At 66.9% G+C, this 19,980-nt stretch carries 27 protein-coding genes and 2 pseudogenes; 1 reads left to right on the top strand and 28 read right to left on the bottom strand.

The window, feature by feature from the left end; genetic code table 11:
* Nucleotides 1-220 precede the first annotated feature (220 nt).
* Nucleotides 221-478 (top strand): hypothetical protein, encoded by a 258-nt coding sequence (locus ACFQBT_RS03305; RefSeq protein WP_377820361.1) that lies wholly within the window; start codon nt 221-223, stop codon nt 476-478.
* Here ACFQBT_RS03305 and map read toward each other — a convergent pair.
* The 28 genes and pseudogenes from map to ACFQBT_RS03165 all read right to left on the bottom strand — a co-directional run bounded on the left by map (nt 475) and on the right by ACFQBT_RS03165 (nt 19,926).
* Complete coding sequence (gene map, locus ACFQBT_RS03300; protein WP_377820360.1) at nt 475-1,335, bottom strand: type I methionyl aminopeptidase; 861 nt, start codon at nt 1,333-1,335, stop codon at nt 475-477. The genes ACFQBT_RS03305 and map overlap by 4 nt on opposite strands.
* A 9-nt stretch (nt 1,336-1,344) precedes the next feature.
* A complete protein-coding gene (locus tag ACFQBT_RS03295; RefSeq protein ID WP_377820359.1) occupies nt 1,345-1,929 on the bottom strand; it encodes an adenylate kinase in 585 nt (194 codons plus the stop codon).
* Nucleotides 1,929-3,248, bottom strand: coding sequence for a preprotein translocase subunit SecY (secY, locus tag ACFQBT_RS03290; RefSeq protein WP_377820358.1), 1,320 nt, complete (start codon nt 3,246-3,248; stop codon nt 1,929-1,931). The genes ACFQBT_RS03295 and secY overlap by 1 nt, the downstream gene beginning before the upstream one ends.
* Nucleotides 3,249-3,382: 134 nt before the next feature.
* Nucleotides 3,383-3,850 carry a 50S ribosomal protein L15 gene (rplO, locus tag ACFQBT_RS03285; RefSeq protein WP_377820357.1) on the bottom strand — a complete coding sequence of 156 codons (468 nt, stop codon included), beginning with the start codon at nt 3,848-3,850 and terminating at the stop codon, nt 3,383-3,385.
* A gap of 1 nt (nt 3,851) precedes the next feature.
* Nucleotides 3,852-4,034, bottom strand: a complete 183-nt coding sequence (gene rpmD, locus ACFQBT_RS03280) for a 50S ribosomal protein L30 (protein ID WP_377820356.1) — start codon at nt 4,032-4,034, stop codon at nt 3,852-3,854.
* Nucleotides 4,034-4,729 carry a 30S ribosomal protein S5 gene (gene rpsE, locus ACFQBT_RS03275; protein ID WP_377820355.1) on the bottom strand — a complete coding sequence of 232 codons (696 nt, stop codon included), beginning with the start codon at nt 4,727-4,729 and terminating at the stop codon, nt 4,034-4,036. Before rpsE ends, rpmD begins: the two co-directional genes overlap by 1 nt.
* A 34-nt stretch (nt 4,730-4,763) precedes the next feature.
* Complete coding sequence (rplR, locus tag ACFQBT_RS03270; RefSeq protein ID WP_377820354.1) at nt 4,764-5,144, bottom strand: 50S ribosomal protein L18; 381 nt, start codon at nt 5,142-5,144, stop codon at nt 4,764-4,766.
* Between the two features lie 3 nt (nt 5,145-5,147).
* Entirely contained in the window at nt 5,148-5,687 is a 540-nt protein-coding gene (rplF, locus tag ACFQBT_RS03265) for a 50S ribosomal protein L6 (RefSeq protein ID WP_377820353.1), read from the bottom strand.
* Between the two features lie 22 nt (nt 5,688-5,709).
* Nucleotides 5,710-6,108, bottom strand: a complete 399-nt coding sequence (gene rpsH / locus ACFQBT_RS03260) for a 30S ribosomal protein S8 (RefSeq protein ID WP_291520748.1) — start codon at nt 6,106-6,108, stop codon at nt 5,710-5,712.
* A gap of 92 nt (nt 6,109-6,200) precedes the next feature.
* Complete coding sequence (locus ACFQBT_RS03255; protein ID WP_377820352.1) at nt 6,201-6,386, bottom strand: type Z 30S ribosomal protein S14; 186 nt, start codon at nt 6,384-6,386, stop codon at nt 6,201-6,203.
* A gap of 3 nt (nt 6,387-6,389) precedes the next feature.
* Complete coding sequence (gene rplE / locus ACFQBT_RS03250) at nt 6,390-6,974, bottom strand: 50S ribosomal protein L5 (protein WP_377820351.1); 585 nt, start codon at nt 6,972-6,974, stop codon at nt 6,390-6,392.
* On the bottom strand, nt 6,974-7,345 hold the full coding sequence (rplX, locus tag ACFQBT_RS03245) for a 50S ribosomal protein L24 (protein ID WP_109683752.1): 372 nt from the start codon (nt 7,343-7,345) through the stop codon (nt 6,974-6,976). Before rplX ends, rplE begins: the two co-directional genes overlap by 1 nt.
* Nucleotides 7,346-7,348: 3 nt before the next feature.
* Complete coding sequence (gene rplN / locus ACFQBT_RS03240) at nt 7,349-7,717, bottom strand: 50S ribosomal protein L14 (protein WP_109683751.1); 369 nt, start codon at nt 7,715-7,717, stop codon at nt 7,349-7,351.
* Between the two features lie 119 nt (nt 7,718-7,836).
* The gene (gene rpsQ / locus ACFQBT_RS03235) at nt 7,837-8,118 is read right to left on the bottom strand and encodes a 30S ribosomal protein S17 (protein WP_377820350.1); all 282 of its coding nucleotides are present in this window, start codon (nt 8,116-8,118) and stop codon (nt 7,837-7,839) included.
* A 1-nt stretch (nt 8,119) separates the two neighbouring features.
* Nucleotides 8,120-8,368 (bottom strand): 50S ribosomal protein L29, encoded by a 249-nt coding sequence (gene rpmC / locus ACFQBT_RS03230; protein ID WP_377820349.1) that lies wholly within the window; start codon nt 8,366-8,368, stop codon nt 8,120-8,122.
* Complete coding sequence (gene rplP, locus ACFQBT_RS03225) at nt 8,368-8,787, bottom strand: 50S ribosomal protein L16 (protein ID WP_377820348.1); 420 nt, start codon at nt 8,785-8,787, stop codon at nt 8,368-8,370. Before rplP ends, rpmC begins: the two co-directional genes overlap by 1 nt.
* The gene (rpsC, locus tag ACFQBT_RS03220) at nt 8,787-9,650 is read right to left on the bottom strand and encodes a 30S ribosomal protein S3 (protein ID WP_377820347.1); all 864 of its coding nucleotides are present in this window, start codon (nt 9,648-9,650) and stop codon (nt 8,787-8,789) included. The genes rplP and rpsC overlap by 1 nt, the downstream gene beginning before the upstream one ends.
* Nucleotides 9,650-10,018 (bottom strand): 50S ribosomal protein L22, encoded by a 369-nt coding sequence (gene rplV, locus ACFQBT_RS03215; protein WP_377825330.1) that lies wholly within the window; start codon nt 10,016-10,018, stop codon nt 9,650-9,652. Before rplV ends, rpsC begins: the two co-directional genes overlap by 1 nt.
* A gap of 62 nt (nt 10,019-10,080) precedes the next feature.
* The gene (rpsS, locus tag ACFQBT_RS03210; protein WP_109683745.1) at nt 10,081-10,362 is read right to left on the bottom strand and encodes a 30S ribosomal protein S19; all 282 of its coding nucleotides are present in this window, start codon (nt 10,360-10,362) and stop codon (nt 10,081-10,083) included.
* Between the two features lie 3 nt (nt 10,363-10,365).
* Nucleotides 10,366-11,202 carry a 50S ribosomal protein L2 gene (rplB, locus tag ACFQBT_RS03205; protein ID WP_377820346.1) on the bottom strand — a complete coding sequence of 279 codons (837 nt, stop codon included), beginning with the start codon at nt 11,200-11,202 and terminating at the stop codon, nt 10,366-10,368.
* A gap of 24 nt (nt 11,203-11,226) precedes the next feature.
* On the bottom strand, nt 11,227-11,532 hold the full coding sequence (gene rplW / locus ACFQBT_RS03200) for a 50S ribosomal protein L23 (RefSeq protein WP_377820345.1): 306 nt from the start codon (nt 11,530-11,532) through the stop codon (nt 11,227-11,229).
* A pseudogene (gene rplD, locus ACFQBT_RS03195) lies at nt 11,529-12,186 on the bottom strand (50S ribosomal protein L4). The gene rplW and the pseudogene rplD overlap by 4 nt, the downstream one beginning before the upstream one ends.
* 5 nt (nt 12,187-12,191) lie before the next feature.
* Nucleotides 12,192-12,845, bottom strand: coding sequence for a 50S ribosomal protein L3 (rplC, locus tag ACFQBT_RS03190; protein ID WP_377820344.1), 654 nt, complete (start codon nt 12,843-12,845; stop codon nt 12,192-12,194).
* 14 nt (nt 12,846-12,859) lie between these two features.
* Nucleotides 12,860-13,168, bottom strand: a complete 309-nt coding sequence (gene rpsJ / locus ACFQBT_RS03185) for a 30S ribosomal protein S10 (protein ID WP_006946210.1) — start codon at nt 13,166-13,168, stop codon at nt 12,860-12,862.
* A gap of 534 nt (nt 13,169-13,702) precedes the next feature.
* Nucleotides 13,703-15,343, bottom strand: coding sequence for an outer membrane protein assembly factor BamB family protein (locus tag ACFQBT_RS03180; protein WP_377820343.1), 1,641 nt, complete (start codon nt 15,341-15,343; stop codon nt 13,703-13,705).
* Nucleotides 15,344-15,346: 3 nt separating this feature from the next.
* Nucleotides 15,347-17,715, bottom strand: a pseudogene (ppsA, locus tag ACFQBT_RS03175) (phosphoenolpyruvate synthase).
* Between the two features lie 88 nt (nt 17,716-17,803).
* On the bottom strand, nt 17,804-18,634 hold the full coding sequence (locus tag ACFQBT_RS03170) for a pyruvate, water dikinase regulatory protein (RefSeq protein ID WP_377820342.1): 831 nt from the start codon (nt 18,632-18,634) through the stop codon (nt 17,804-17,806).
* 2 nt (nt 18,635-18,636) lie between these two features.
* Nucleotides 18,637-19,926, bottom strand: a complete 1,290-nt coding sequence (locus ACFQBT_RS03165) for an aspartate aminotransferase type Ic (RefSeq protein ID WP_377820341.1) — start codon at nt 19,924-19,926, stop codon at nt 18,637-18,639.
* Nucleotides 19,927-19,980 lie beyond the last annotated feature (54 nt).

Raw genomic sequence — 19,980 nt, 5'->3', positions numbered from 1 at the left:
TGTGTTCCATAAGCCTTTACGCTGTCCACGATCTGACCAACGAAGGCAAACAATTCCACTCTCTACGGTGTGGCTTCACCTCGCGTTCAGCTACATGTATGAGCATCCATAGGAAGCACTGTGCCAAGGATGTCCGAATGCGCCACGACCCGACTCCTTCATCGGTGTGCACCAACGAGTCGCCGGCACCGGTCGCTCGAGGCAACAACGAGGTTTACCGATGAGCAGTCAGAGCAGGCCGCTGCTGGTGTCGCTGATCGCGATCGCCGTACTGACCGCGGTGGGCGCTGCCACCAATCACCCCTCGAGCGCCCCCGACCCGGCCACCACGAACGCCTTCGAGCAACTCGCCCATCGGGCGGGTGGCCGGTCCGACTCCGGTATCGCCCCAGCCGGCGAGGCCGCCGGACATGCGGCCGTCGTGGCACCGCCCGCCCCGGGCAACGCCACGGTCGCCTGGCACAACCGGACGCGCTAGTCCGCCAACGGAGCGAACGGCAGGCCGTGAGCGGCCAGCTCGGCGGCTCCCCCGTCCTGTGCCGTGAGCACCCACAGCCCACCCGGGGTGCAGGCCACGGTGTGTTCCCAATGCGCGGCCCGTGAACCGTCCAGCGTCACCACGGTCCACCCGTCGTCCAGTTCCTCGGTCTCGAAGGTCCCGAGCGTGACCATGGGCTCGATGGCCACAGTTGCTCCCGTACGGACCCGGGGGCCCTTGGCGCTGACCCGTTCGTTGAAAACCGTTGGTTCCATGTGCATTTCGCGCCCGATGCCGTGGCCGGTGTACCCGTCCACGATCTCGAAGTCCAGATCGAGTCCGGCCTCGCGATAACCGGTCGCGGCGGCGTGCACACTGTCCTCGATGTCGCCGCCGAGTTCGTAGACGCCGCGGCCCTCGCGGAAGCCGCCGATACCGGCCCACATCGACTCGCGCGTCGCCTCGATCAGCGCCAGGTCCTGCGGCTGCCCGTGGTCGGGGCCGCCGACCACCAGACTGATCGCACTGTCGCCGTGCCAGCCATCGACGATGGCACCCCCGTCGACCGACAGCACGTCTCCGGTGTGCAACACCTGCTCCCCTGGGATGCCGTGGACGACCTGCTGGTTGACGGAGGTGCAGATGACGCCGGGAAACCCGTGGTAGCCCAGGAAGTTCGACCGCGCGCCGTTGCGGGCGATCACCTCGGCCGCGACGTCGTCCAGTTCACCGGTGGTGATGCCGTCCCGGACGGCATCCGCGACGGCGGCCAGAAGCTGCGCCACCACCAGACCGGCCCGGCGCATCGCGAGGAGCTCGTCGGTGGACTTGGTAGGCAGTTGCTCCCGTCCGAACACAGGGGGAACTCAGGCCGGCTGCTCGTCGCCGACGGTGTCCAGCACGGCGTTGATCCGCGTCTCGACCTCGTCGATACTGCCCAGGCCGTCGACCTGACGCAGCAGTCCGCGCTCGGCGTACCGCTGGGCCAGCGGAGCGGTCTCGCGCTGGTAGATGTCCTGGCGTTCGCGGATGACTTCCTCGGTGTCGTCGGCACGACCGCTGGTCTCGGCGCGCTTGAGGATCCGCTGCACGATCTCGGCGGTGTCCACGGTCAATTCGATGACGGCGTCCAGGCTCACGCCCTGCCCTGCGAGGTAGGCATCCAGGGCGTCCACCTGGGCCAGGGTGCGGGGATAGCCGTCCAACAGGAAACCCTGCGCCGCGTCGGGTTCGGCGAGCCGGTCCGCCACGATCTGGTTGGTGATCTCATCGGTCACGTAACCGCCGGAGGCCAGGATGTCCTTGACCTGCAGACCCAGCGGTGTCTCGTTCTTGATGTTGGAACGGAAGATGTCACCGGTCGAGATGTGCGGGATGCCGCGGTGGGCGGCCAGCCGCTCGGCCTGGGTACCTTTGCCCGCTCCGGGAGGACCGAGGATGATCAATCGCATCAGCGCAAGAACCCTTCGTAACGGTGCTGCTGCACCTTGGACTCGATCTGCTTGTAGGTGTCGATACCGACACTCACCAGGATCAGGATCGACGCACCGCCGAACGGGAAGTTGCCGCCCGCGTTGAACTTGGCGAGGGCGACCACCGGGATCAGCGCGATGAACGCCAACCACAGCGCACCGACGACGGTGATGCGGTTCAACACGTAGCTGATGTAGTCCGCTGTCGCCTTGCCGGCGCGCACCCCGGGGATGAACGATCCTGACTGCTTGAGGTTATCGGCCACCTCGTTCGGCTGGTACGTGATCGACACGTAAAAGAACGTGAAGAAGATGATCAGCACCGTGTAGGCGATCATGTAGATCGGGTGGTCGCTGCGGGCGAGGTTGTTCAGGACCCATTCGGCCCAGCCGCTGGTGGCCCCGTTGGCCGGCCGGACGAACTGCGCGATCAGAACCGGCAGCGACAACAACGACGTCGCGAAGATGATCGGGATCACCTGCGCCATGTTCACCTTGAGTGGGATGTACGTCGAGGTGCCGCCGTACTGCTTACGCCCGATCGTGCGCTTGGCGTACTGCACCGGGATCCGGCGCTGGGAGTTCTCGACGTACACCACCGCCGCGGTGATCGCGATCCCGAGCAGGATGATCAGGACGAACTGACCCCAGCCCTGCTGACGCGTGGCCCACACCGAGGCCGGCACGCTGGAGGCAATCGCCGTCAGGATCAGCAACGACATACCGTTGCCGACGCCGCGCTCGGTGACCTGCTCACCCATCCACATGATCAGGCCGGTTCCCGCAGTCAGCACCAGGACCATCAGCACCAGGGTGAACGGGCTGTCGTCGCTCATCACGGTCGGGCAGGTCAGCGAGGTACCGCCCAGCAACCGGGACGGATCGGCCTTGGCGGCCGTGACCAGCGTCGCAGACTGCAACAAGGCCAGGCCGATCGTGATGTACCGCGTGTACTGCGTCAGCTTCTGCTGGCCCGCCTGCCCTTCCTTGCGCAGGGTCTCGAACCGGGGAATGACCACGGTGAGCAGCTGCACGATGATGCTGGCGGTGATGTAGGGCATGATCCCCAGCGCGAAGATCGACAGCTGTAGGAGGGCACCGCCGGAGAACAGGTTCGCCAGGCCGAGCAGGCTCTGGCTGCCACTGGCGGCTCGCTGGCACTGCTGGACGAGGCTGAAGTCGATACCTGGCGTGGGAATGTGCGACCCCAGCCGGAAGATGGCCATGACCCCGAGCGTGAACAAGATCTTGTTCCGCAGCTCGGGGGTTCTGAACGCGCGGCCGAAAGCGCCTAGCACGGGTCCTCCTACGTAAGTTCTCGCCTGAGATTACTTCAGGCCAGACAGCAACACCTCGGCGCACGTCCCGGACGAACCGGGACCTGCGCCGAGGCGTGTGCGATGAGCAAGTACGTCGTCGCTTGGCTGAACGATCACGCGAGGGTGATCGTGCCGCCCGCAGCTTCGATCTTGTCCTTGGCGGTTGCCGAGAACTTCGCAGCGGTGACGTCGACCTTGACGGTCAGCTCACCGGTGCCGAGAACCTTGATCGGCTGGCCCTTGCGGACCGCGCCCTTGGCCACCAGCGACTCCGCGTCGACCTGGCCGCCCTCGGGGAAGAGAGCGGAGATCTTGTCGAGGTTCACGACCTGGTAGGTCACCTTGAACGGGTTCTTGAAGCCGCGCAGCTTCGGCAGCCGCATGTGGATCGGGGTCTGACCACCCTCGAAGGCGGCCGACACCTGGTAGCGGGCCTTGCTGCCCTTGGTGCCACGGCCGGCGGTCTTACCCTTGGAGCCCTCACCGCGACCCACGCGGGTCTTGGCGGTCTTGGCGCCCGGGGCGGGCCGCAGGTGGTGCACCTTGAGGGCGTGGCCCTCGTTCTGCGTCTCGTCAGTCATGTCAGTCAATCTCCTCAACGGTCACCAGGTGGCGAACCGTCTGGACCATGCCGCGGAACTCCGGACGGTCCTCTTTCACCACCGTGTGACCGACGCGCTTGAGACCAAGCGAGCGCAGCGTCTCGCGGTGGTTGGCCTTGGCGCCGATGTCGGAACGGGTCTGGGTCACCTTCAGGGAAGCCATCAGGAACCTACCTTCGCGGTCTTGGCAGCGTCGGCCTTGGCGGCCGCTTCGTCTGCCAGGGCACGCTGCAAACGCACCGGGGCCACCGCATCCAGCGGCAGGCCACGGCGGGCGGCGACGGCCTCGGGCCGCTCGAGGCCCTTCAGCGCGGCGACGGTCGCGTGCACGATGTTGATCGGGTTGCTGCTGCCCAGGGACTTGGACAGCACGTCGTGGACCCCCGCGCACTCCAGGACGGCGCGCACCGGGCCACCGGCGATGACACCGGTACCGGCGGAGGCAGGGCGCAGCATGACCACGCCGGCGGCGGCCTCACCCTGCACCGGGTGCGGGATGGAGCCGGCGATCACCGGGACGCGGAAGAAGTTCTTCTTGGCCTCTTCGACGCCCTTGGCGATCGCGGCCGGAACTTCCTTGGCCTTGCCGTAGCCGACGCCCACGGTGCCGTTGCCGTCGCCCACCACGACCAGCGCGGTGAAGCTGAAGCGTCGGCCACCCTGCACGACCTTGGCGACGCGGTTGATGGTGACGACGCGCTCCAGGTACTGGTTACGGTCATCGCCCCCGCCGCGACGGTTGTCGCGGCGGTCGTCACGGCCTCCGCGACGGTTGTCGCGGCGGTCGCCGGTGTTCTCGGTGTTGGAGTCGGTCGTCCCCTGGGCGGTACCAGCGGCGCGACGCTGCGGTCCAGCCATCAGTTCTTCCTCATCTCGATCGAAACGTTGCTCATCACAGGGTCAACCCGCCTTCGCGGGCGCCGTCGGCGATCGCGGCGACGCGGCCGGTGTAGCGGTTACCGCCCCGGTCGAAGACGACGGCGTCGATGCCGGCTTCCTTCGCACGAGCGGCGACGAGTTCGCCGACGCGCTTGGCCTTGGCGGTCTTGTCACCGTCGAAGCCGCGCAGGTCCGCTTCCATGGTCGACGCGGACGCGACGGTCTGGCCGACGGTGTCGTCGACAACCTGCACGAAGACGTGCCGCGAGCTGCGGGTGACCACCAGACGGGGACGCTCGGGCGTACCGGTGAGGTGCTTGCGCAGCCGGAAGTGGCGGCGGTTACGGGCGGCCGAGCGGGTGCTCGAACGCTTGACGATCCTGGCGTTTGCCATGGCTTACTTACCAGCCTTTCCGACCTTGCGGCGGATGTGCTCGCCTTCGTAGCGCACGCCCTTGGCCTTGTACGGGTCCGGCTTGCGCAGCTTGCGGATATTTGCAGCGACCTCGCCGACCTGCTGCTTGTCGATCCCGGAGACCGAGAAACGGGTGGGGTTCTCGACGGCGAAGGTGATGCCTTCCGGCGCCTTCACCAGGATCGGGTGGCTGTAACCCAGGGCGAACTCGAGGTCCTTGCCCTTGGCGGTCACGCGGTAACCGGTGCCGTGGATCTCCAGCTTCTTGGTGTAGCCCTCGGTCACACCGACGACCATGTTGTTGATCAGCGTGCGGGTCAGGCCGTGGCGGGACCGCGCATCGCGGCCGTCGTTGGGGCGGCTGACCTGCAGCGCGCCGTCATCACCCTTGGCGACCGAGATCGGCTCGGGGACGACGAAGCTCAACTGACCCTTGGGGCCCTTCACGGCGACGGACTGACCGTCGATGGTGACATCCACGCCGCTGGGCACGGAAACCGGGAGACGTCCAATACGTGACATCGCAGTACTCTCCTTTTCCCGATTACCAGATGTAGGCGAGGACTTCCCCGCCAACACCCTTGGAGGCCGCCTGCTTGTCGGTCAACAAACCGGACGACGTGGACAGAATCGCCACCCCCAGGCCGCCGAGGACTCGGGGCAGGTTGGTGGACTTGGCGTAGACGCGCAGACCCGGCTTGGAGATCCGGCGCACACCCGCGATGGAACGCTCGCGGTTGGGGCCGTACTTCAGGTCGATGATCAGCGTCTTGCCGACGGCCGCGTCCTCGACGCGGAAGCCGGCGATGTAACCCTCGGCCTGCAGGATCTCGGCGATGTGCGACTTCAACTTGGAGTACGGCATCGACGTCGAGTCGTGGTGGGCCGAATTGGCGTTGCGGACGCGCGTCAGCATGTCCGCAATCGGATCGGTCATGGTCATGGGCTCTTGCCCTCCCTCACCGGGGTTTCAGTTCCCGCTGCGGCGGGACCGACCTACGGTGTAGTTGTTTCGGAATGAAGAAGGTTGGTGGTCTACCAGCTGGACTTGGTCACGCCGGGCAGCTCGCCCCGGTGCGCCATGTCGCGCAGGCAGATACGGCACAGGCCGAACTTGCGGTACACCGAGTGCGGCCGGCCACACCGCTGGCAGCGGGTGTAGGCGCGCACGGCGAACTTCGGCTTCTTGTTGGCCTTGTTGATCAGTGCGGTCTTAGCCATTGATCAGTTCTCCTTGAACGGGAAGCCGAGCTGCTTGAGCAATGCGCGGCCCTGGTCGTCGGTGGTGGCGGTCGTGACGACCGTGATGTCCATACCGCGGACTCGGTCGATCTTGTCCGGGTCGATCTCGTGGAACATCGACTGCTCGGTCAGACCGAAGGTGTAGTTGCCGTTGCCGTCGAACTGCTTACCCGACAGGCCGCGGAAGTCGCGGATACGGGGCAGCGCGATGGCGATCAGCCGGTCAAGGAACTCCCACATGCGGTCGCCGCGCAACGTGACGTGCGCACCGATCGGCATTCCTTCACGCAGCTTGAACTGCGCAATGGACTTGCGGGCCCTGGTCACGGTCGGCGCCTGGCCGGTGATCGCGCTCAGGTCGCGGATCGCGCCCTCGATGAGCTTGGAGTCCTTGGCCGCGTCGCCGACACCCATGTTCACCACGACCTTGGTCACGGTGGGCACGAGCATCACGTTCGGGATGTCGAACTGGCTCTGCAGCGCAGGACGGATCTCCTCGGCGTACCGCGTCTTCAGGCGCGGGGTGACCTTGGCGGTCGTCGCTTCGGTGGTCTCTACGGTCGTCATCACAGGTCCTTACCGGAGCGAACCGACACCCGGGTGCGCACCGTCTTGGTACGACCGTCGCGCTCCACGCTCTCGACCCGCGTCTTGATCCGGGTCGGCTTGTTCGTCTCGGGGTCGACGATGGCCACGTTGGACACGTGGATCGGCGCCTCGACGACCTCAATGCCACCGGAGCTGCTGCCCGGCTGGCCGGCCCGCACGTGCTTGGTCACCCGGTTGATGCCCTCGACCAGCACCCGCTGGGTCTCGGGGTACACGGCGATGACCTTGCCCTGCTTGCCCTTGTCGCCACCGTTGGCCTGGGACCGGCCGCTGATGACCTGGACGAGGTCGTTCTTCTTGATCTTCATCTTGGGCTTACGAGTTGCCATGGTTCACAGCACCTCCGGGGCCAGCGAAATGATCTTCATGAATTTCTTGTCACGCAGTTCGCGGCCCACCGGGCCGAAGATGCGCGTACCACGCGGGTCACCGTCACCCTTGAGGATCACGGCCGCGTTCTCATCGAATTTGATGTAGCTGCCGTCGGGACGACGACGCTCCTTCTTGGTCCGGACGATGACCGCCTTGACGACATCGCCCTTCTTGACGTTGCCACCCGGGATGGCGTCCTTGACGGTCGCCACGATGGTGTCACCGATGCCGGCGTAGCGACGTCCGGAACCACCGAGCACCCGGATGCACAAGATCTCCTTGGCACCGGTATTGTCGGCGACTCGCAGTCGCGACTCCTGCTGGATCACAGTTCTTCTCCTGTCGTCTCACTGGTTCTCACGTCTCCGTGAGCCTTGCGGAACGGATATGGGTCTTGGTGGGTACGACGGCCGGTCACCGACCGCCGTACCTGAGGGTCAGGCGCTGGTTACTTGGCGCGCTCGAGGATCTCGACCACGCGCCAGCGCTTCTGCGCCGACAGCGGGCGGGTCTCCATGATCTGCACCAGGTCGCCGACACCGCACTCGTTGTTCTCGTCGTGCGCCTTCAGCCGGCTGGTGTGCTTCATGACCTTGCCGTAGAGGGCGTGCTTCTTGCGGTCCTCGACCTCGACCACGACGGTCTTGTTCATCTTGTCGCTGACCACGTAGCCCTGGCGGGTCTTGCGGTAGTTGCGCTGAGTGGTTTCAGCGGTCTTCGTGTCGGCCATCTCAGCCCTCCTGCTTGCTCGTGTCGGCGGCACGTCCGATGCCGAGCTCACGCTCACGCATCTCGGTGTAGAGCCGGGCGATGTCTTTCTTGACCGCGCGCAGCCGGGAGTTGTTCTCCAGCTGGCCGGTGGCCGACTGGAAGCGCAGGTTGAACAGCTCGACCTTCGCCTTGGCCAACTCCGACTTCAACGACTCGTCGTCGAGTTCGCGCAACTTGGCCGGAGCCAGGTCCTTGCTACCCACTGCCATCAGTAGTCACCACCTTCACGGGACACAAACCGGCACTTCATCGGCAGCTTGTGGATCGCCAGGCGCATCGCCTCGCGGGCCACATCCTCCGGAACACCGGCAATCTCGAACATCACGCGACCCGGCTTCACGTTGGCGACCCACCATTCCGGGGAACCCTTACCGGAACCCATGCGGGTTTCGGCCGGCTTCTTGGTCAGCGGACGGTCCGGGTAGATGTTGATCCACACCTTTCCGCCACGCTTCATGTAGCGGGTCATGGCAATACGAGCGGACTCGATCTGCCGGTTGGTGACGTATGCCGGCTCCAGAGCCTGGATGCCGTAGTCACCGAACGCCACGGTGGTGCCGCCCTTGGCGGCGCCGCTGCGGCCGGGGTGGTGCTGCTTGCGGTGCTTCACACGACGCGGGATCAGCATCAGCCCTCGCCTCCTTCGACGGATTCAACGGTCGCGACCTGCGCGACGGCTTCTTGCGCCGGCTGCTGGTCGTTCTCGACCACGCCGGGCTCGATGGTCTGCTGCTCGGAGCCGGACTCCTCGCGGCGCGGACGACGCGAGTCGCGTCGGTCATCGCGGCGGTCGTCACGACGACCACGGGCGGGACGCGACGGCGCGGCCGCCTGCTCACGAGCCAGTTCCTTGGCGGTCAGGTCACCGTTGTAGATCCAGACCTTCACACCGATGCGGCCGAACGTCGTACGGGCCTCGTAGAAGCCGTAGTCGATGTTGGCGCGCAGGGTGTGCAGCGGAACGCGACCCTCGCGGTAGAACTCGGTGCGGCTCATCTCGGCGCCGTTCAGACGACCGGACACCATCACCCGGATGCCCTTGGCACCGGCGCGCTGCGCGGACTGCATACCCTTGCGCATCGCACGACGGAAGTTCACGCGGGCAGACAACTGCTCGGCGATGCCCTGGGCGACCAGCTGGGCGTCGGCCTCGGGGTTCTTGACCTCGAGGATGTTCAGCTGAACCTGCTTGGCGGTGAGCTTCTCCAGCTCGCTGCGCAGGCGGTCCGCCTCGGCGCCACGACGACCGATCACGATGCCCGGGCGGGCGGTGTGGATGTCGACGCGGACGCGGTCACGGGTGCGCTCGATCTCCACGCGGGAGATACCGGCACGCTCCATGCCCTTGGCCATCAGGTTGCGGATCGCGACGTCTTCCTTGACGTAGTCGCGGTAACGCTGGCCGACCTTGCTGCTGTCGGCGAACCAGCGACTCTTGTGCTCGGTGGTGATACCGAGACGGAAACCGTTCGGGTTGACCTTCTGCCCCATCAGCGGCCTCCATCCTTGCGCTCGGGCTGGGTGACAAACACGGTGATGTGGCTCGTGCGCTTCAGGATCTGGCTGGCCCGACCCTGGGCACGCGGGCGGAACCGCTTCATGGTGGGACCTTCATCGACGTACGCCTCGGACACCACCAGGTCACGCTCGTCGAACGCGGTCGAGTTCTTGTCGGCCTCGAACCGGGCGTTGGCGATCGCGCTGCGCAGAACCTTCAGCACCGGTTCGCTCGCGGTCTGCGGCGCGAAGGTCAGCACGTTGATGGCCTCCATGGCCTGCTTGCCGCGGATGAGGTCCACCACACGCCGCGCCTTGGTCGGCGTCACGCGCACGTAGCGTGCCTGCGCCTTGGCTTGCATCGCTGTCCCTTTGCTCTCGTCAGTCTTAGTACTCATATGGGTGCTCCGTAACCCCCGCCGCGTCAGCGGCGGCGGCCCTTCTTGTCGTCCTTCTCGTGACCCTTGAAGGTCCGAGTGGGGGCGAACTCACCCAGCTTGTGGCCGACCATCGACTCGGTCACGAAGACCGGGACGTGCTTGCGGCCGTCGTGCACGGCCAGCGTGTGGCCGAGCATGTCCGGGGTGATCATCGACCGGCGGGACCAGGTCTTGATCACGGTCTTGGTGCCCGCTTCGTTCTGCGCCGCCACCTTTTTGGCCAGGTGGTCGTCGACGAACGGGCCCTTCTTCAAACTACGGGGCATGGCTTAGCGCTTCTTTCCAGTACGACGGCGACGAACGATGAGCTTGTCGCTCGACTTGTTCTGACGACGGGTACGGCCCTCGGCCTGTCCCCAGGGGCTGACCGGGTGGCGACCACCGGAGGTCTTGCCCTCACCACCACCGTGCGGGTGGTCCACCGGGTTCATCGCGACACCGCGCACGGTCGGGCGCTTGCCCTTCCAGCGCATGCGGCCGGCCTTGCCCCAGTTGATGTTGCTCTGCTCGGCGTTGCCCACCTCGCCGACCGTGGCGCGGCAGCGCACGTCGACGTTGCGGATTTCACCGGAGGGCATACGCAGCTGCGCGTACGGGCCGTCCTTGGCCACCAGCTGCACGCGACTGCCCGCGCTGCGCGCGATCTTGGCGCCGCCACCGGGTCGAAGCTCGATGCAGTGGATGACGGTACCGGTCGGGATGTTGCGCAGCGGCAGGTTGTTGCCGGGCTTGATGTCGGCACCCGGGCCGTTCTCGATCGAGTCGCCCTGGCGCAGCTTGTTCGGCGCGATGATGTAGCGCTTCTCGCCGTCGGCGTAGTGCAGCAACGCGATGCGGGCGGTGCGGTTCGGGTCGTACTCGATGTGAGCGACCTTGGCCGGCACGCCGTCCTTGTCGTTACGGCGGAAATCGATCACGCGGTAGGCGCGCTTGTGACCGCCACCGATGTGCCGGGTGGTGATGCGACCCGAGGCGTTACGGCCACCGGTCTTCGTCAGCGGCTTGACCAGCGACTTCTCCGGGGTCGTCCGGGTGATCTCGGCGAAGTCGGCCACCGACGAGCCACGGCGACCGGGGGTCGTCGGCTTGTACTTGCGGATTGCCATGTCAGTCCTTCAGTCCTCGTCGCTTCAGCTGATCTCGCCGAAGATGTCGATGGCGCCCTCTTTGAGGGACACGATCGCGCGCTTGGTGTCCTTGCGCTTGCCGGAACCGGTACGGGTCCGACGGGTCTTGCCCTGACGGTTCAGGGTGTGCACGGAGTCGACCTTGACGTCCCAGATCTGCTCGACGGCGATCTTGATCTCCGTCTTGTTGGCGCTCGGGTCGACGATGAAGGTGTACTTGCCCTGGTCGAACAGGGCGTACGACTTCTCCGACACGACCGGCGCGATCAGGATGTCGCGGGGGTCCTTGCGCTGGATGCTTGTGCTCACTTCGCGCTCTCCTTCTCATCTGCGGCGGCCTTGTCGTTGCCACCGAGGAACGCCTCGAGCGCGGCCTGCGTAAAGACGATGTCGTCGGCGCACAGCACGTCGTAGGTGTTCAACTGGTCGGCGTACAACACGTGCACGTCGGCCAGGTTGCGCACCGACAGCAACGCGTTCTCGTTACCGCGGTCCAGCACCACCAGCAGGTTCTTGCGCTCGGTGAGCCCACCCAGCAGCGTGGCAGCGGCGCGGGTCGAGGGTGTCCCCGGCGACGACCGAGCTGAGCACGTGGATGCGACCGTGGCGGGCGCGGTCCGAGAGCGCACCGCGCAGGGCGGCGGCCTTCATCTTCTTGGGGGTCCGCTGCGCGTAGTCACGCGGCTTCGGACCGTGCACCACGCCACCGCCGGCGAACTGCGGCGCACGGGTCGAGCCCTGGCGGGCGCGCCCGGTGCCCTTCTGGCGGTAGGGCTTGCGACCACCGCCGCGGACCTCGCCGCGGGTCTTGGTGGAGTGCGTGCCCTGACGGGCGGCGGCCAGCTGCGCGACGACGACCTGGTGGATCAACGGCACGTTGGTGGCCACGTCGAAGATCTCGGCGGGCAACTCGATGCTGCCGGCCTGCTTCCCCGCGGGGTCAGTGATCGAAATAGTGGTCATGAGGCTCAAGCTCCCTTGGCAGCCGTCTTGACGAAGACCACGCGGCCGCGAGCGCCGGGAACGGCACCCTTGACCAGCAGCAGGCCCTTGTCGGCATCGACGGCGTGGATCGTGAGGTTCTGGGTGGTCTGGCGTACGCCGCCCATGCGGCCGGCCATGCGCATCCCCTTGAAGACGCGGCCCGGGGTGGCGCAGCCACCGATGGAACCCGGCTTGCGGTGGTTGCGGTGCGCACCGTGGCTGGCGGAAACGCCGTGGAAACCGTGGCGCTTCATCACACCGGCAAAGCCCTTGCCCTTGGTGCGGCCGACGACGTCAACCTTCTGGCCGGCTTCGAAAGCCTCGACCGTGATCTCCTGGCCGGGCTGGTACTCGGCGGCGTCCGCGGTGCGCAGTTCCACCAGGTGCCGGCGCGGGGTGACCCCGGCCTTCTCGAAGTGGCCGACCAACGGCTTGGTGACCTTGCGCGGGTCGATCTGACCCCAGCCGAGCTGAACGGCGTCGTAGCCGTCGGCCTCGCCACGCACCTGGGTGACGACGCACGGACCGGCCTGGATGACGGTGACCGGCACGAGGCGGCCGTTCTCATCCCAGACCTGGGTCATGCCCAGCTTCTCGCCGAGCACACCCTTGACGGTCTTGGTTGCAGTGGTAGTCATGTCGTTACCCCCGCTCAGAGCTTGATCTCGATGTTGACGTCCGCCGGGAGGTCGAGACGCATCAGCGAGTCGACGGCCTTGGGCGTCGGGTCAACGATGTCGATGAGCCGCTTGTGCGTGCGCATCTCGAAGTGCTCGCGGCTGTCCTTGTACTTGTGCGGCGAACGGATCACGCAGAAGACATTCTTCTCCGTGGGCAGCGGCACAGGGCCCACCACCGTCGCACCGGCACGAGTCACGGTGTCCACAATCTTGCGCGCGGAAGAGTCGATGACCTCGTGGTCGTACGACTTCAGCCGGATGCGGATCTTTTGTCCCGCCATTCGCGTGCGTCTCTCTCTCGCCGGATTACCTACAAAATTCCTACAAACTGTTGTGATCGACCCGCCGGTTCGTCCGCCCCCCGCGGTCGGGCGTGTCGCGCTGTGCCCGAGGCACAACCACTCACATTTCCCATGGGTGGGGCGGTCGGTCCTACCGGATCGACCTGCTTACGCTTCCCATCACCGCTGTGCGGCCCTGCACGTCTCCCGTAGGAGAACCAGGTCCAGCTACTGCTCGTGATGAGGCGGCGCTCGCCGTACTTTCCCGGTCTTTTCAGTCCGGAACGGCACGTGGGCGCGCGTCAAGCAACCGTTCTAGTGTGCCAGAGACGGCCGGGCCGGGCCAAATCGAGGTACGCCGATCCCTCGCGTCTGCCGGATCTGCCCTGGAACGTGCCCCGGGTCCAGTGTCATCGTGCACCGGGTCCAGTGTCCCTGTCTTGCGCCCGTACGACGACCCACCCGACCACGACCGGGTCCAGTGTCCCTGTCTCGCGCCCGTACGACGACCCACCCGACCACGACACGGTGGCCCTAGCGGGTGACGTAGGCGAAGCCGGTCGGCGACATATCGCCGTACACCGCCAGCATCAATCCTGACTCGGTCGCGGCATTCGGGGCCGCCTGGGCGGGTACCGCCACCGACCAGCTGCGGGCACCTGTCGCGATGTCGTATCCGGCCAGGACGCCGGGGCTGGCCACCGCGACGTCGGAGCCGGAGCAGTTCAGGGCGCTCTCCGGCGAGACACGCAGTTGCCAGGTCGTCTTGCCGGTCTCGAGGTCGACAGCCCGCACCGTCGCACTCTGCTTGGCGGGACTGTCCTGGGGGTCGCCCGAACCGCCGAACTCCTCCCCCGACACGGTGAACAACCGGCCGCCGCAGAACGCTTGAGCGCGTCCGGGCACCGTGCGCTGCACTGCGAAAGGTGCCTGGCGGCGGTGGACCTCACTGGAATCGACCCGGCCTTCGTCGGAGGACATGGTCACCAACGGCATATCCGCCGAGGTGTCATGGGACAGCATCGCCAGCTGTGCCCCGGCCAACGGACGATCCCCGATCATGAGGTTGCCGCCCTGCGCCGCCGAGGTCACGATCTGCCCCCGGTAGCGGTCGATGGCCATGCCGTGCGGCAGTTCGACGACGGAGCCGTCCTCCCGGCGGAATCCGATGCCCTTGCCGGCGGCGTCAGTGACATAGGGCAGGTAGTCGACGCCGGCCACCGAGAGCACGGGCGGTCCGCCGTAGCCGGCACCGTCCACGCCCTTGGGCAACGTGCTGCTCCACGCTCGCCCGGCAGCGCCGTCGTACTTGTCCACCTGCATGGCAACGGTGGTCGGCCCCTGCCCTTGCGCCTCGTCGGCACTGTTCCCGCTGGAGCGATTACCCACCAGCACGAAGTCGGGCCCGATCCCCACGATGTCGTGGAACCCGCTGCTGCCGAGGACGGCGGACCCCGTGGGTCGGCCGCTGTCGATGTCCATGGCGAGAAGCTGCGCCGGCCCTGCGGGGTCGTAGGGCGCGTACTCGTCGGCCTCGGTGGGCGTGGGGGTCGGTCCGCCCGAGACAGCCACGCACCACAGGGTGCGATCCGAGGAATTGCAGGTGGTGTCGGTGCCCGCGGGCAGGTCACGACGCCACGCGACCGCGCCCGTGGTCAGGTCGATCCCGAGCAACGTGTCGTCACCCGATGCCGGCTGCACCTGCAGGACCATCCGGTGGGCAGAAAGCGCGACCTGCACGACCCGGCAGGCGTGCTCAGCTTCCGTCCGCACCGGGGCGCACCCCGGCGCCCAGTCCTCGACCGCTCGGTGCCACGCCAGCCGGGGATGGCTGCCGAGGTCGACCGAGAACACCGCCTCATCCGGTTCGGCAACCGGGGCGGCACTTCGTGGCCAGGCCCACGCCGCGCCGGCCCCGACCGCCACCAGGACTGCGGCCCCCGCGGCCGGCCAACGCCACCGGCGCCACCTGCCCGACGACGGCGCATCTCCGTCCGCAGGTACGCCGGGCCGCACCTGATCATCGACCGCCGCCGATGCGCGGAGTGGGCTGGGCGCGGCGACCGTTGGCGCAGTAAGGGACTCGTCGCCATCACCGGGCCGCAGATCCCTCCCGCAGCCGGGGCAGTAGCGCAGATCGGCCCAGTTGGTGTTACCGCACGAGGTGCAATACACGGATCAGGCGTTCGCCTTCTTCGCCAGGCGCAGCCAGGTCTCGACCACGGTGTCGGGGTTCAGCGACATCGACTCGATGCCCTGCTCCAGCAGCCAGTCGGCCAGGTCGGGGTGGTCCGAGGGGCCCTGCCCGCAGATGCCGACGTACTTGCCCTGTCTGCGGCAAGCGGTGATCGCCATGGTCAGCATCTCCTTGACCGCGGGGTCACGTTCGTCGAAGCCCGCGGCGACCAGACCCGAGTCGCGGTCCAGGCCGAGAGTCAGCTGGGTCATGTCGTTGGACCCGATCGAGAAGCCGTCGAAGTGCTCGAGGAACTGGTCCGCGATCACCGCGTTCGAGGGGACCTCGCACATCATCACGACCTGCAGGTCGTTCTCTCCGCGCTTGAGTCCGTACTTACCGAGCAACGCGATGACGCCCTCGGCCTCGGCCAGGGTCCGCACGAACGGGATCATCACCTTGACGTTGGTCAGGCCCATGTCCTCGCGGACGAAGCGCAGCGCTTCGCACTCCATCGCGAAGCACTCCTCGAAGTCCGGCGACAGGTACCGCGACGCGCCGCGGTAGCCGATCATCGGGTTCTCCTCGTGGGGTTCGTAGCGCTGCCCGCCCAGCATCCCGGCGTACTCGTTGGACTTGAAGTCGCTCATCCGCACGATCACCGGCTCAGGCGCAAACGCCGCCGCGAGCGTCGCGACCCCTTCGGCCACCCGCTTGACGAAGAACTCCCTGGGTGAGTCGTACGCCGAGATGAGACTCTCGATCTCGGCCTTGACCCCCGGCTCCTGGTCGTCCAGCTCCAGCAGGGCCTTGGGGTGGATACCGATCTGCCGGTTGATGATGAACTCCAACCGGGCCAGCCCGATGCCCTTGTTGGGCAACCGGCTGAACTCGAACGCCTGCTCCGGAGTGCCGACGTTCATCATCAGCTTGACCGGGATGTCGGGCATCTCGTCCAGCGCTGTCTCCTGGACCTCGAAGTCCAGGGACCCGTCGTACACGAAGCCGGTGTCGCCTTCGGCGCACGAAACGGTCACTTCGGCGCCGTCCGCGAGCGCGGAGGTCGCATCCCCGGTGCCGACGACGGCCGGGATGCCCAGCTCGCGGGCGATGATCGCCGCGTGACAGGTGCGCCCGCCCCGGTTGGTGACGATCGCGCTGGCGCGCTTCATGATCGGCTCCCAGTCCGGGTCGGTCATGTCGGCGACGAGGATCTCCCCGGTTTGAACTCGTGCATCGTGTCCAGCGAGGTCATCTTGCGTACGGCGCCCGACCCGACTTTCTGCCCGATCGCGCGGCCCTCGGACAGCACCGGTCCGCGTGCCTTGATCACGAAGCGTTGCAGCGTCGAGCCGCTCTGGCGCGACTTCACCGTCTCCGGTCGCGCCTGCAGGATGTAGAGCTTGCCGTCGACCCCGTCCTTGCCCCACTCGATGTCCATCGGGCGGCCGTAGTGCTCCTCGATCTTGAGGGCGTGGGTGGCCAACTCGGTGACCTCGTCATCGGTGAGCGACAGCTTGGCGGCCTCCGCCGGGTCGACCGGCACGAACTCGGTGGTCTTGCCCACCTCCGCGGAGCCGGTGTAGACCATCTTGGTCGCCTTCGCGCCGACACCGCGCTTGAGGATCGCCGGCCGGCCCGCCCGCAAGGCGGGCTTGTAGACGTAGAACTCATCGGGGTTGACCGCACCCTGCACGACACCCTCGCCCAGACCGAAGGCCGAGGTGATGAAGACGGCGTCGTCGAAGCCGGACTCGGTGTCCATGGTGAACATCACGCCCGAGGCGCCGATGTCGGAGCGGACCATGCGCTGGATGCCCGCCGACAGGGCCACGGCGGAGTGATCGAAGTTGCTGTGCACGCGGTAGGCGATGGCCCGGTCGTTGTAGAGCGAGGCGAAGACCAGCTTGATCGCGTGCAGGATGTTGTCGATACCGCTGATGTTCAGGAAGGTCTCCTGCTGCCCGGCGAAGGAGGCGTCCGGCAGGTCCTCGGCCGTCGCGGACGAGCGCACGGCCCACGTGGCGTCGGGTGCGTCAGCCGTGAGTTCGTCGTACGCCGATCGGATGTCGGCCTCCAGGTCGGCCGGGAACGGGCGGTCCTCGACCTCCTGGCGGATCGCGGCACCGACGCGCGCCAGCTCCTGCACGTCGTCGACATCGAGCGCCGCCAGCCGGGAGTTGATCGAGTCGGTCAGCCCCGACTCGTCGAGGAACCGGCGGTAGGCCTCGGCGGTCGTCGCAAAACCGTTCGGCACCGAGACTCCCGCCTTGGACAGGTGCTGCACCATTTCACCCAGGGAGGCGTTCTTGCCGCCGACGGTCTCCACGTCGTCGAGTCCGAGATCCTTGAACCACTCGATGTTGCTCATCGTTAAACCCTTACTGGTTGCGCTTCTCGCCGGTCGGCGAAAACTCCTGATGATGACGGGCCTTGAAGGCGAATGCTAGAGCAGTTCCTCACCCCGGACCGGGGCCCGCCGCCCGCTGTTGTTGGATCACTGCCGCAATCTCCTCCACCGACATGGTCGAGGAGTCGACGTAGGGAATGCGCTGGCCGCGAAAGAGCGCCTCGGCGCTGCGCAACTCCCAGCTGCACTGGGCCAGCGACGCGTACTTGCTGCCCGGCCGGCGCTCGCTGCGCACCTGCGACAACCGGGTGGGTGTCGAGAGCAGACCGAAGAGTTTGTCGCGGTAGGGCGCGATCGGGCGGGGCAGCGATGTGGACTCGAAGTCCTCATCGACCAGGGGGTAGTTGGCCACCAGCAGACCGTGCGTCAGCGCCAGGTACATCGTGGTCGGTGTCTTGCCGCACCGCGAGGGTGCGGTCAGGATGAGGTCGGCCTTGGCCAGGTGCCGCAGACTCTGGCCGTCGTCGTGCTCGATGGCGAATTCGACGGCCTTCATCCGGGCGTCGTACCGGCCGATGTCGCCCAGGCCGTGGGCACTGCCCGCCGCGCGCGCGGCCTGCACGTGCAGCAACCGCTCGACGGTGTCCAGGTGCGAACCGAACATGTCGATCATGGCCGCGCGGGTGGTGCCCAGGGCATTGCGTACGTCGTCCGGTGCCACCGTGGAGAAGGCCAACGCCTGCACCTCCTGCGTGCACGCGGCGTCCATCACCTCGACCACCTTCAGGGCCTGCTCGACGGTCGTGATGAAGGGGTACTTGTGCCGGGTGAAGGCCACTTCGGGGAACTGCTGCAGGATCATGTTGCCCAGCGTCTCCGCGGAGATCCCGGTGCCGCCCGCCAGGAAGAAGACCGGGATCGGGGCGGCGGGGGCCTGCATGCTCAGCCCGCGAGCTTCTCAGCGGCCGCGAGCAACACGCAGGTCGCCACCGCTTCCATCGCGACGCGTACCTCTTCCAGCGACGGGAACGTCGGCGCCAGGCGGATGTTGGTGTCCTGCGGATCGTTGCCGTAGGGGAAGGACGCGCCCGCGGGCGTGAGTGCGACACCCGCTTCTTTGGCCAGTTGCACCACGCGCGAAGCCGTGCCGGGCAGCACATCGAGACTGACGAAGTAGCCGCCGATGGGTTCGGTCCAGGTGGCGATCTGCGGGTAGGCACCCAGGCGCGTGGAGAGCACCTCCTGCACCGCATCGAACTTCGGCTTGATGATGGCCGCGTGCTTGCGCATGTGGGCGCGCACCCCGTCGGCGTCCTTGAAGAACTCCAGGTGCCGCAGGTGGTTCACCTTGTCCGGGCCGATCGAGCCCATCCCGAGATGCTTGAGATACCACTGCACGTTGCGCTCGCTGGCCGCCAGGAAGGAGACTCCGGCGCCCGCGAAGGTGATCTTGGAGGTCGAGGCGAACATGATCGGCCGGTCCGGGTGACCGTTCGCGGCCGCCAGCGAGATGATGTCGGCCGTCTTGGTCTCGACCTCGGTCAGGTGGTGCAGGCCGTAGGCGTTGTCCCACAGGATCTTGAAATCGCTTGCCGCGGTGGGCATTGCGGCCAGACGCGCGGCCTTGTCGGCCTCGGTCACCGAGCCCGAGGGGTTGGCGTAGGTCGGCACCAGCCACATGCCTTTGATGCTCGGGTCGTCCTTGACCAGCGCCTCGACCGCAGCAACGTCCGGACCGTCGGCCTGCATCGGGACCGGCACCATGTCGATCCCGAGCCACTCCAGCAGTGCGTGGTGGCGGTCGTAGCCGGGCACCGGGCAGAGGAACTTGATCGGCCCCTGGTCCTTCCACGGCGTCCCGTCGACCGGACCCTTGAGCATGCAGTCGACCAGCACGTCCTTCATCAGGGTGAGGCTGGCGTTGCCCTGAGCGACGAACTGGCTGACCTGCACCCCGAACAGCTCGGCGAACAACTCCCGCAGCCCGAGCAGACCCTCCAGGCCGCCGTAGTTGCGCACGTCCACGCCGCCGGAGGTGTGCGTGGTCGGCAGGGTCAGCAGCGCCTCGGACAGATCCAGTTGCTCCGGGCCCGGCTTTCCCCGCGTGAGGTCGAACTTCAGGCCCCGGGCCACCAGATCGTCGTACGCCGATCGCTGGGCGGCCAGGAACGCGCCCGGGTCATCCGGCGGCGGTGCGATGTCGGAATGGGAGGGTAGGGCGGGCCCGGCCACGGGAGGCTCCTTCGCGTCGATCAGCTGCGGGCCCATCTTTCCAGGCCCGCCGGC

The organism is Branchiibius cervicis, from assembly GCF_042661605.1.
Taxonomy (GTDB): domain Bacteria; phylum Actinomycetota; class Actinomycetes; order Actinomycetales; family Dermatophilaceae; genus Branchiibius; species Branchiibius cervicis.
This window is presented reverse-complemented; position numbering and strand designations above follow the sequence as displayed.

What these genes read in the sequence shown, in the direction of transcription:
- rpsJ (WP_006946210.1), bottom strand. Translation starts at nt 13,168, where the DNA reads ATGGCGGGACAAAAGATCCGCATCCGGCTGAAGTCGTACGACCACGAG.
- rplO (WP_377820357.1), bottom strand. Translation starts at nt 3,850, where the DNA reads ATGACTGACGAGACGCAGAACGAGGGCCACGCCCTCAAGGTGCACCAC.
- ACFQBT_RS03170 (WP_377820342.1), bottom strand. Translation starts at nt 18,634, where the DNA reads ATGCAGGCCCCCGCCGCCCCGATCCCGGTCTTCTTCCTGGCGGGCGGC.
- rplV (WP_377825330.1), bottom strand. Translation starts at nt 10,018, where the DNA reads ATGCAAGCCAAGGCGCAGGCACGCTACGTGCGCGTGACGCCGACCAAG.
- rpsH (WP_291520748.1), bottom strand. Translation starts at nt 6,108, where the DNA reads ATGACCATGACCGATCCGATTGCGGACATGCTGACGCGCGTCCGCAAC.
- ACFQBT_RS03295 (WP_377820359.1), bottom strand. Translation starts at nt 1,929, where the DNA reads ATGCGATTGATCATCCTCGGTCCTCCCGGAGCGGGCAAAGGTACCCAG.
- rplC (WP_377820344.1), bottom strand. Translation starts at nt 12,845, where the DNA reads ATGACTACCACTGCAACCAAGACCGTCAAGGGTGTGCTCGGCGAGAAG.
- rplP (WP_377820348.1), bottom strand. Translation starts at nt 8,787, where the DNA reads ATGCTGATCCCGCGTCGTGTGAAGCACCGCAAGCAGCACCACCCCGGC.
- rpsC (WP_377820347.1), bottom strand. Translation starts at nt 9,650, where the DNA reads ATGGGGCAGAAGGTCAACCCGAACGGTTTCCGTCTCGGTATCACCACC.
- ACFQBT_RS03305 (WP_377820361.1), top strand. Translation starts at nt 221, where the DNA reads ATGAGCAGTCAGAGCAGGCCGCTGCTGGTGTCGCTGATCGCGATCGCC.
- rplX (WP_109683752.1), bottom strand. Translation starts at nt 7,345, where the DNA reads ATGGCAACTCGTAAGCCCAAGATGAAGATCAAGAAGAACGACCTCGTC.
- rplF (WP_377820353.1), bottom strand. Translation starts at nt 5,687, where the DNA reads ATGTCACGTATTGGACGTCTCCCGGTTTCCGTGCCCAGCGGCGTGGAT.
- rpmD (WP_377820356.1), bottom strand. Translation starts at nt 4,034, where the DNA reads ATGGCTTCCCTGAAGGTGACCCAGACCCGTTCCGACATCGGCGCCAAG.
- rplB (WP_377820346.1), bottom strand. Translation starts at nt 11,202, where the DNA reads ATGGCAATCCGCAAGTACAAGCCGACGACCCCCGGTCGCCGTGGCTCG.
- rplR (WP_377820354.1), bottom strand. Translation starts at nt 5,144, where the DNA reads ATGGCAAACGCCAGGATCGTCAAGCGTTCGAGCACCCGCTCGGCCGCC.
- rpsS (WP_109683745.1), bottom strand. Translation starts at nt 10,362, where the DNA reads ATGCCCCGTAGTTTGAAGAAGGGCCCGTTCGTCGACGACCACCTGGCC.
- rpsQ (WP_377820350.1), bottom strand. Translation starts at nt 8,118, where the DNA reads ATGGCCGACACGAAGACCGCTGAAACCACTCAGCGCAACTACCGCAAG.
- ACFQBT_RS03255 (WP_377820352.1), bottom strand. Translation starts at nt 6,386, where the DNA reads ATGGCTAAGACCGCACTGATCAACAAGGCCAACAAGAAGCCGAAGTTC.
- rplE (WP_377820351.1), bottom strand. Translation starts at nt 6,974, where the DNA reads ATGACGACCGTAGAGACCACCGAAGCGACGACCGCCAAGGTCACCCCG.
- rpmC (WP_377820349.1), bottom strand. Translation starts at nt 8,368, where the DNA reads ATGGCAGTGGGTAGCAAGGACCTGGCTCCGGCCAAGTTGCGCGAACTC.
- rpsE (WP_377820355.1), bottom strand. Translation starts at nt 4,729, where the DNA reads ATGGCTGGACCGCAGCGTCGCGCCGCTGGTACCGCCCAGGGGACGACC.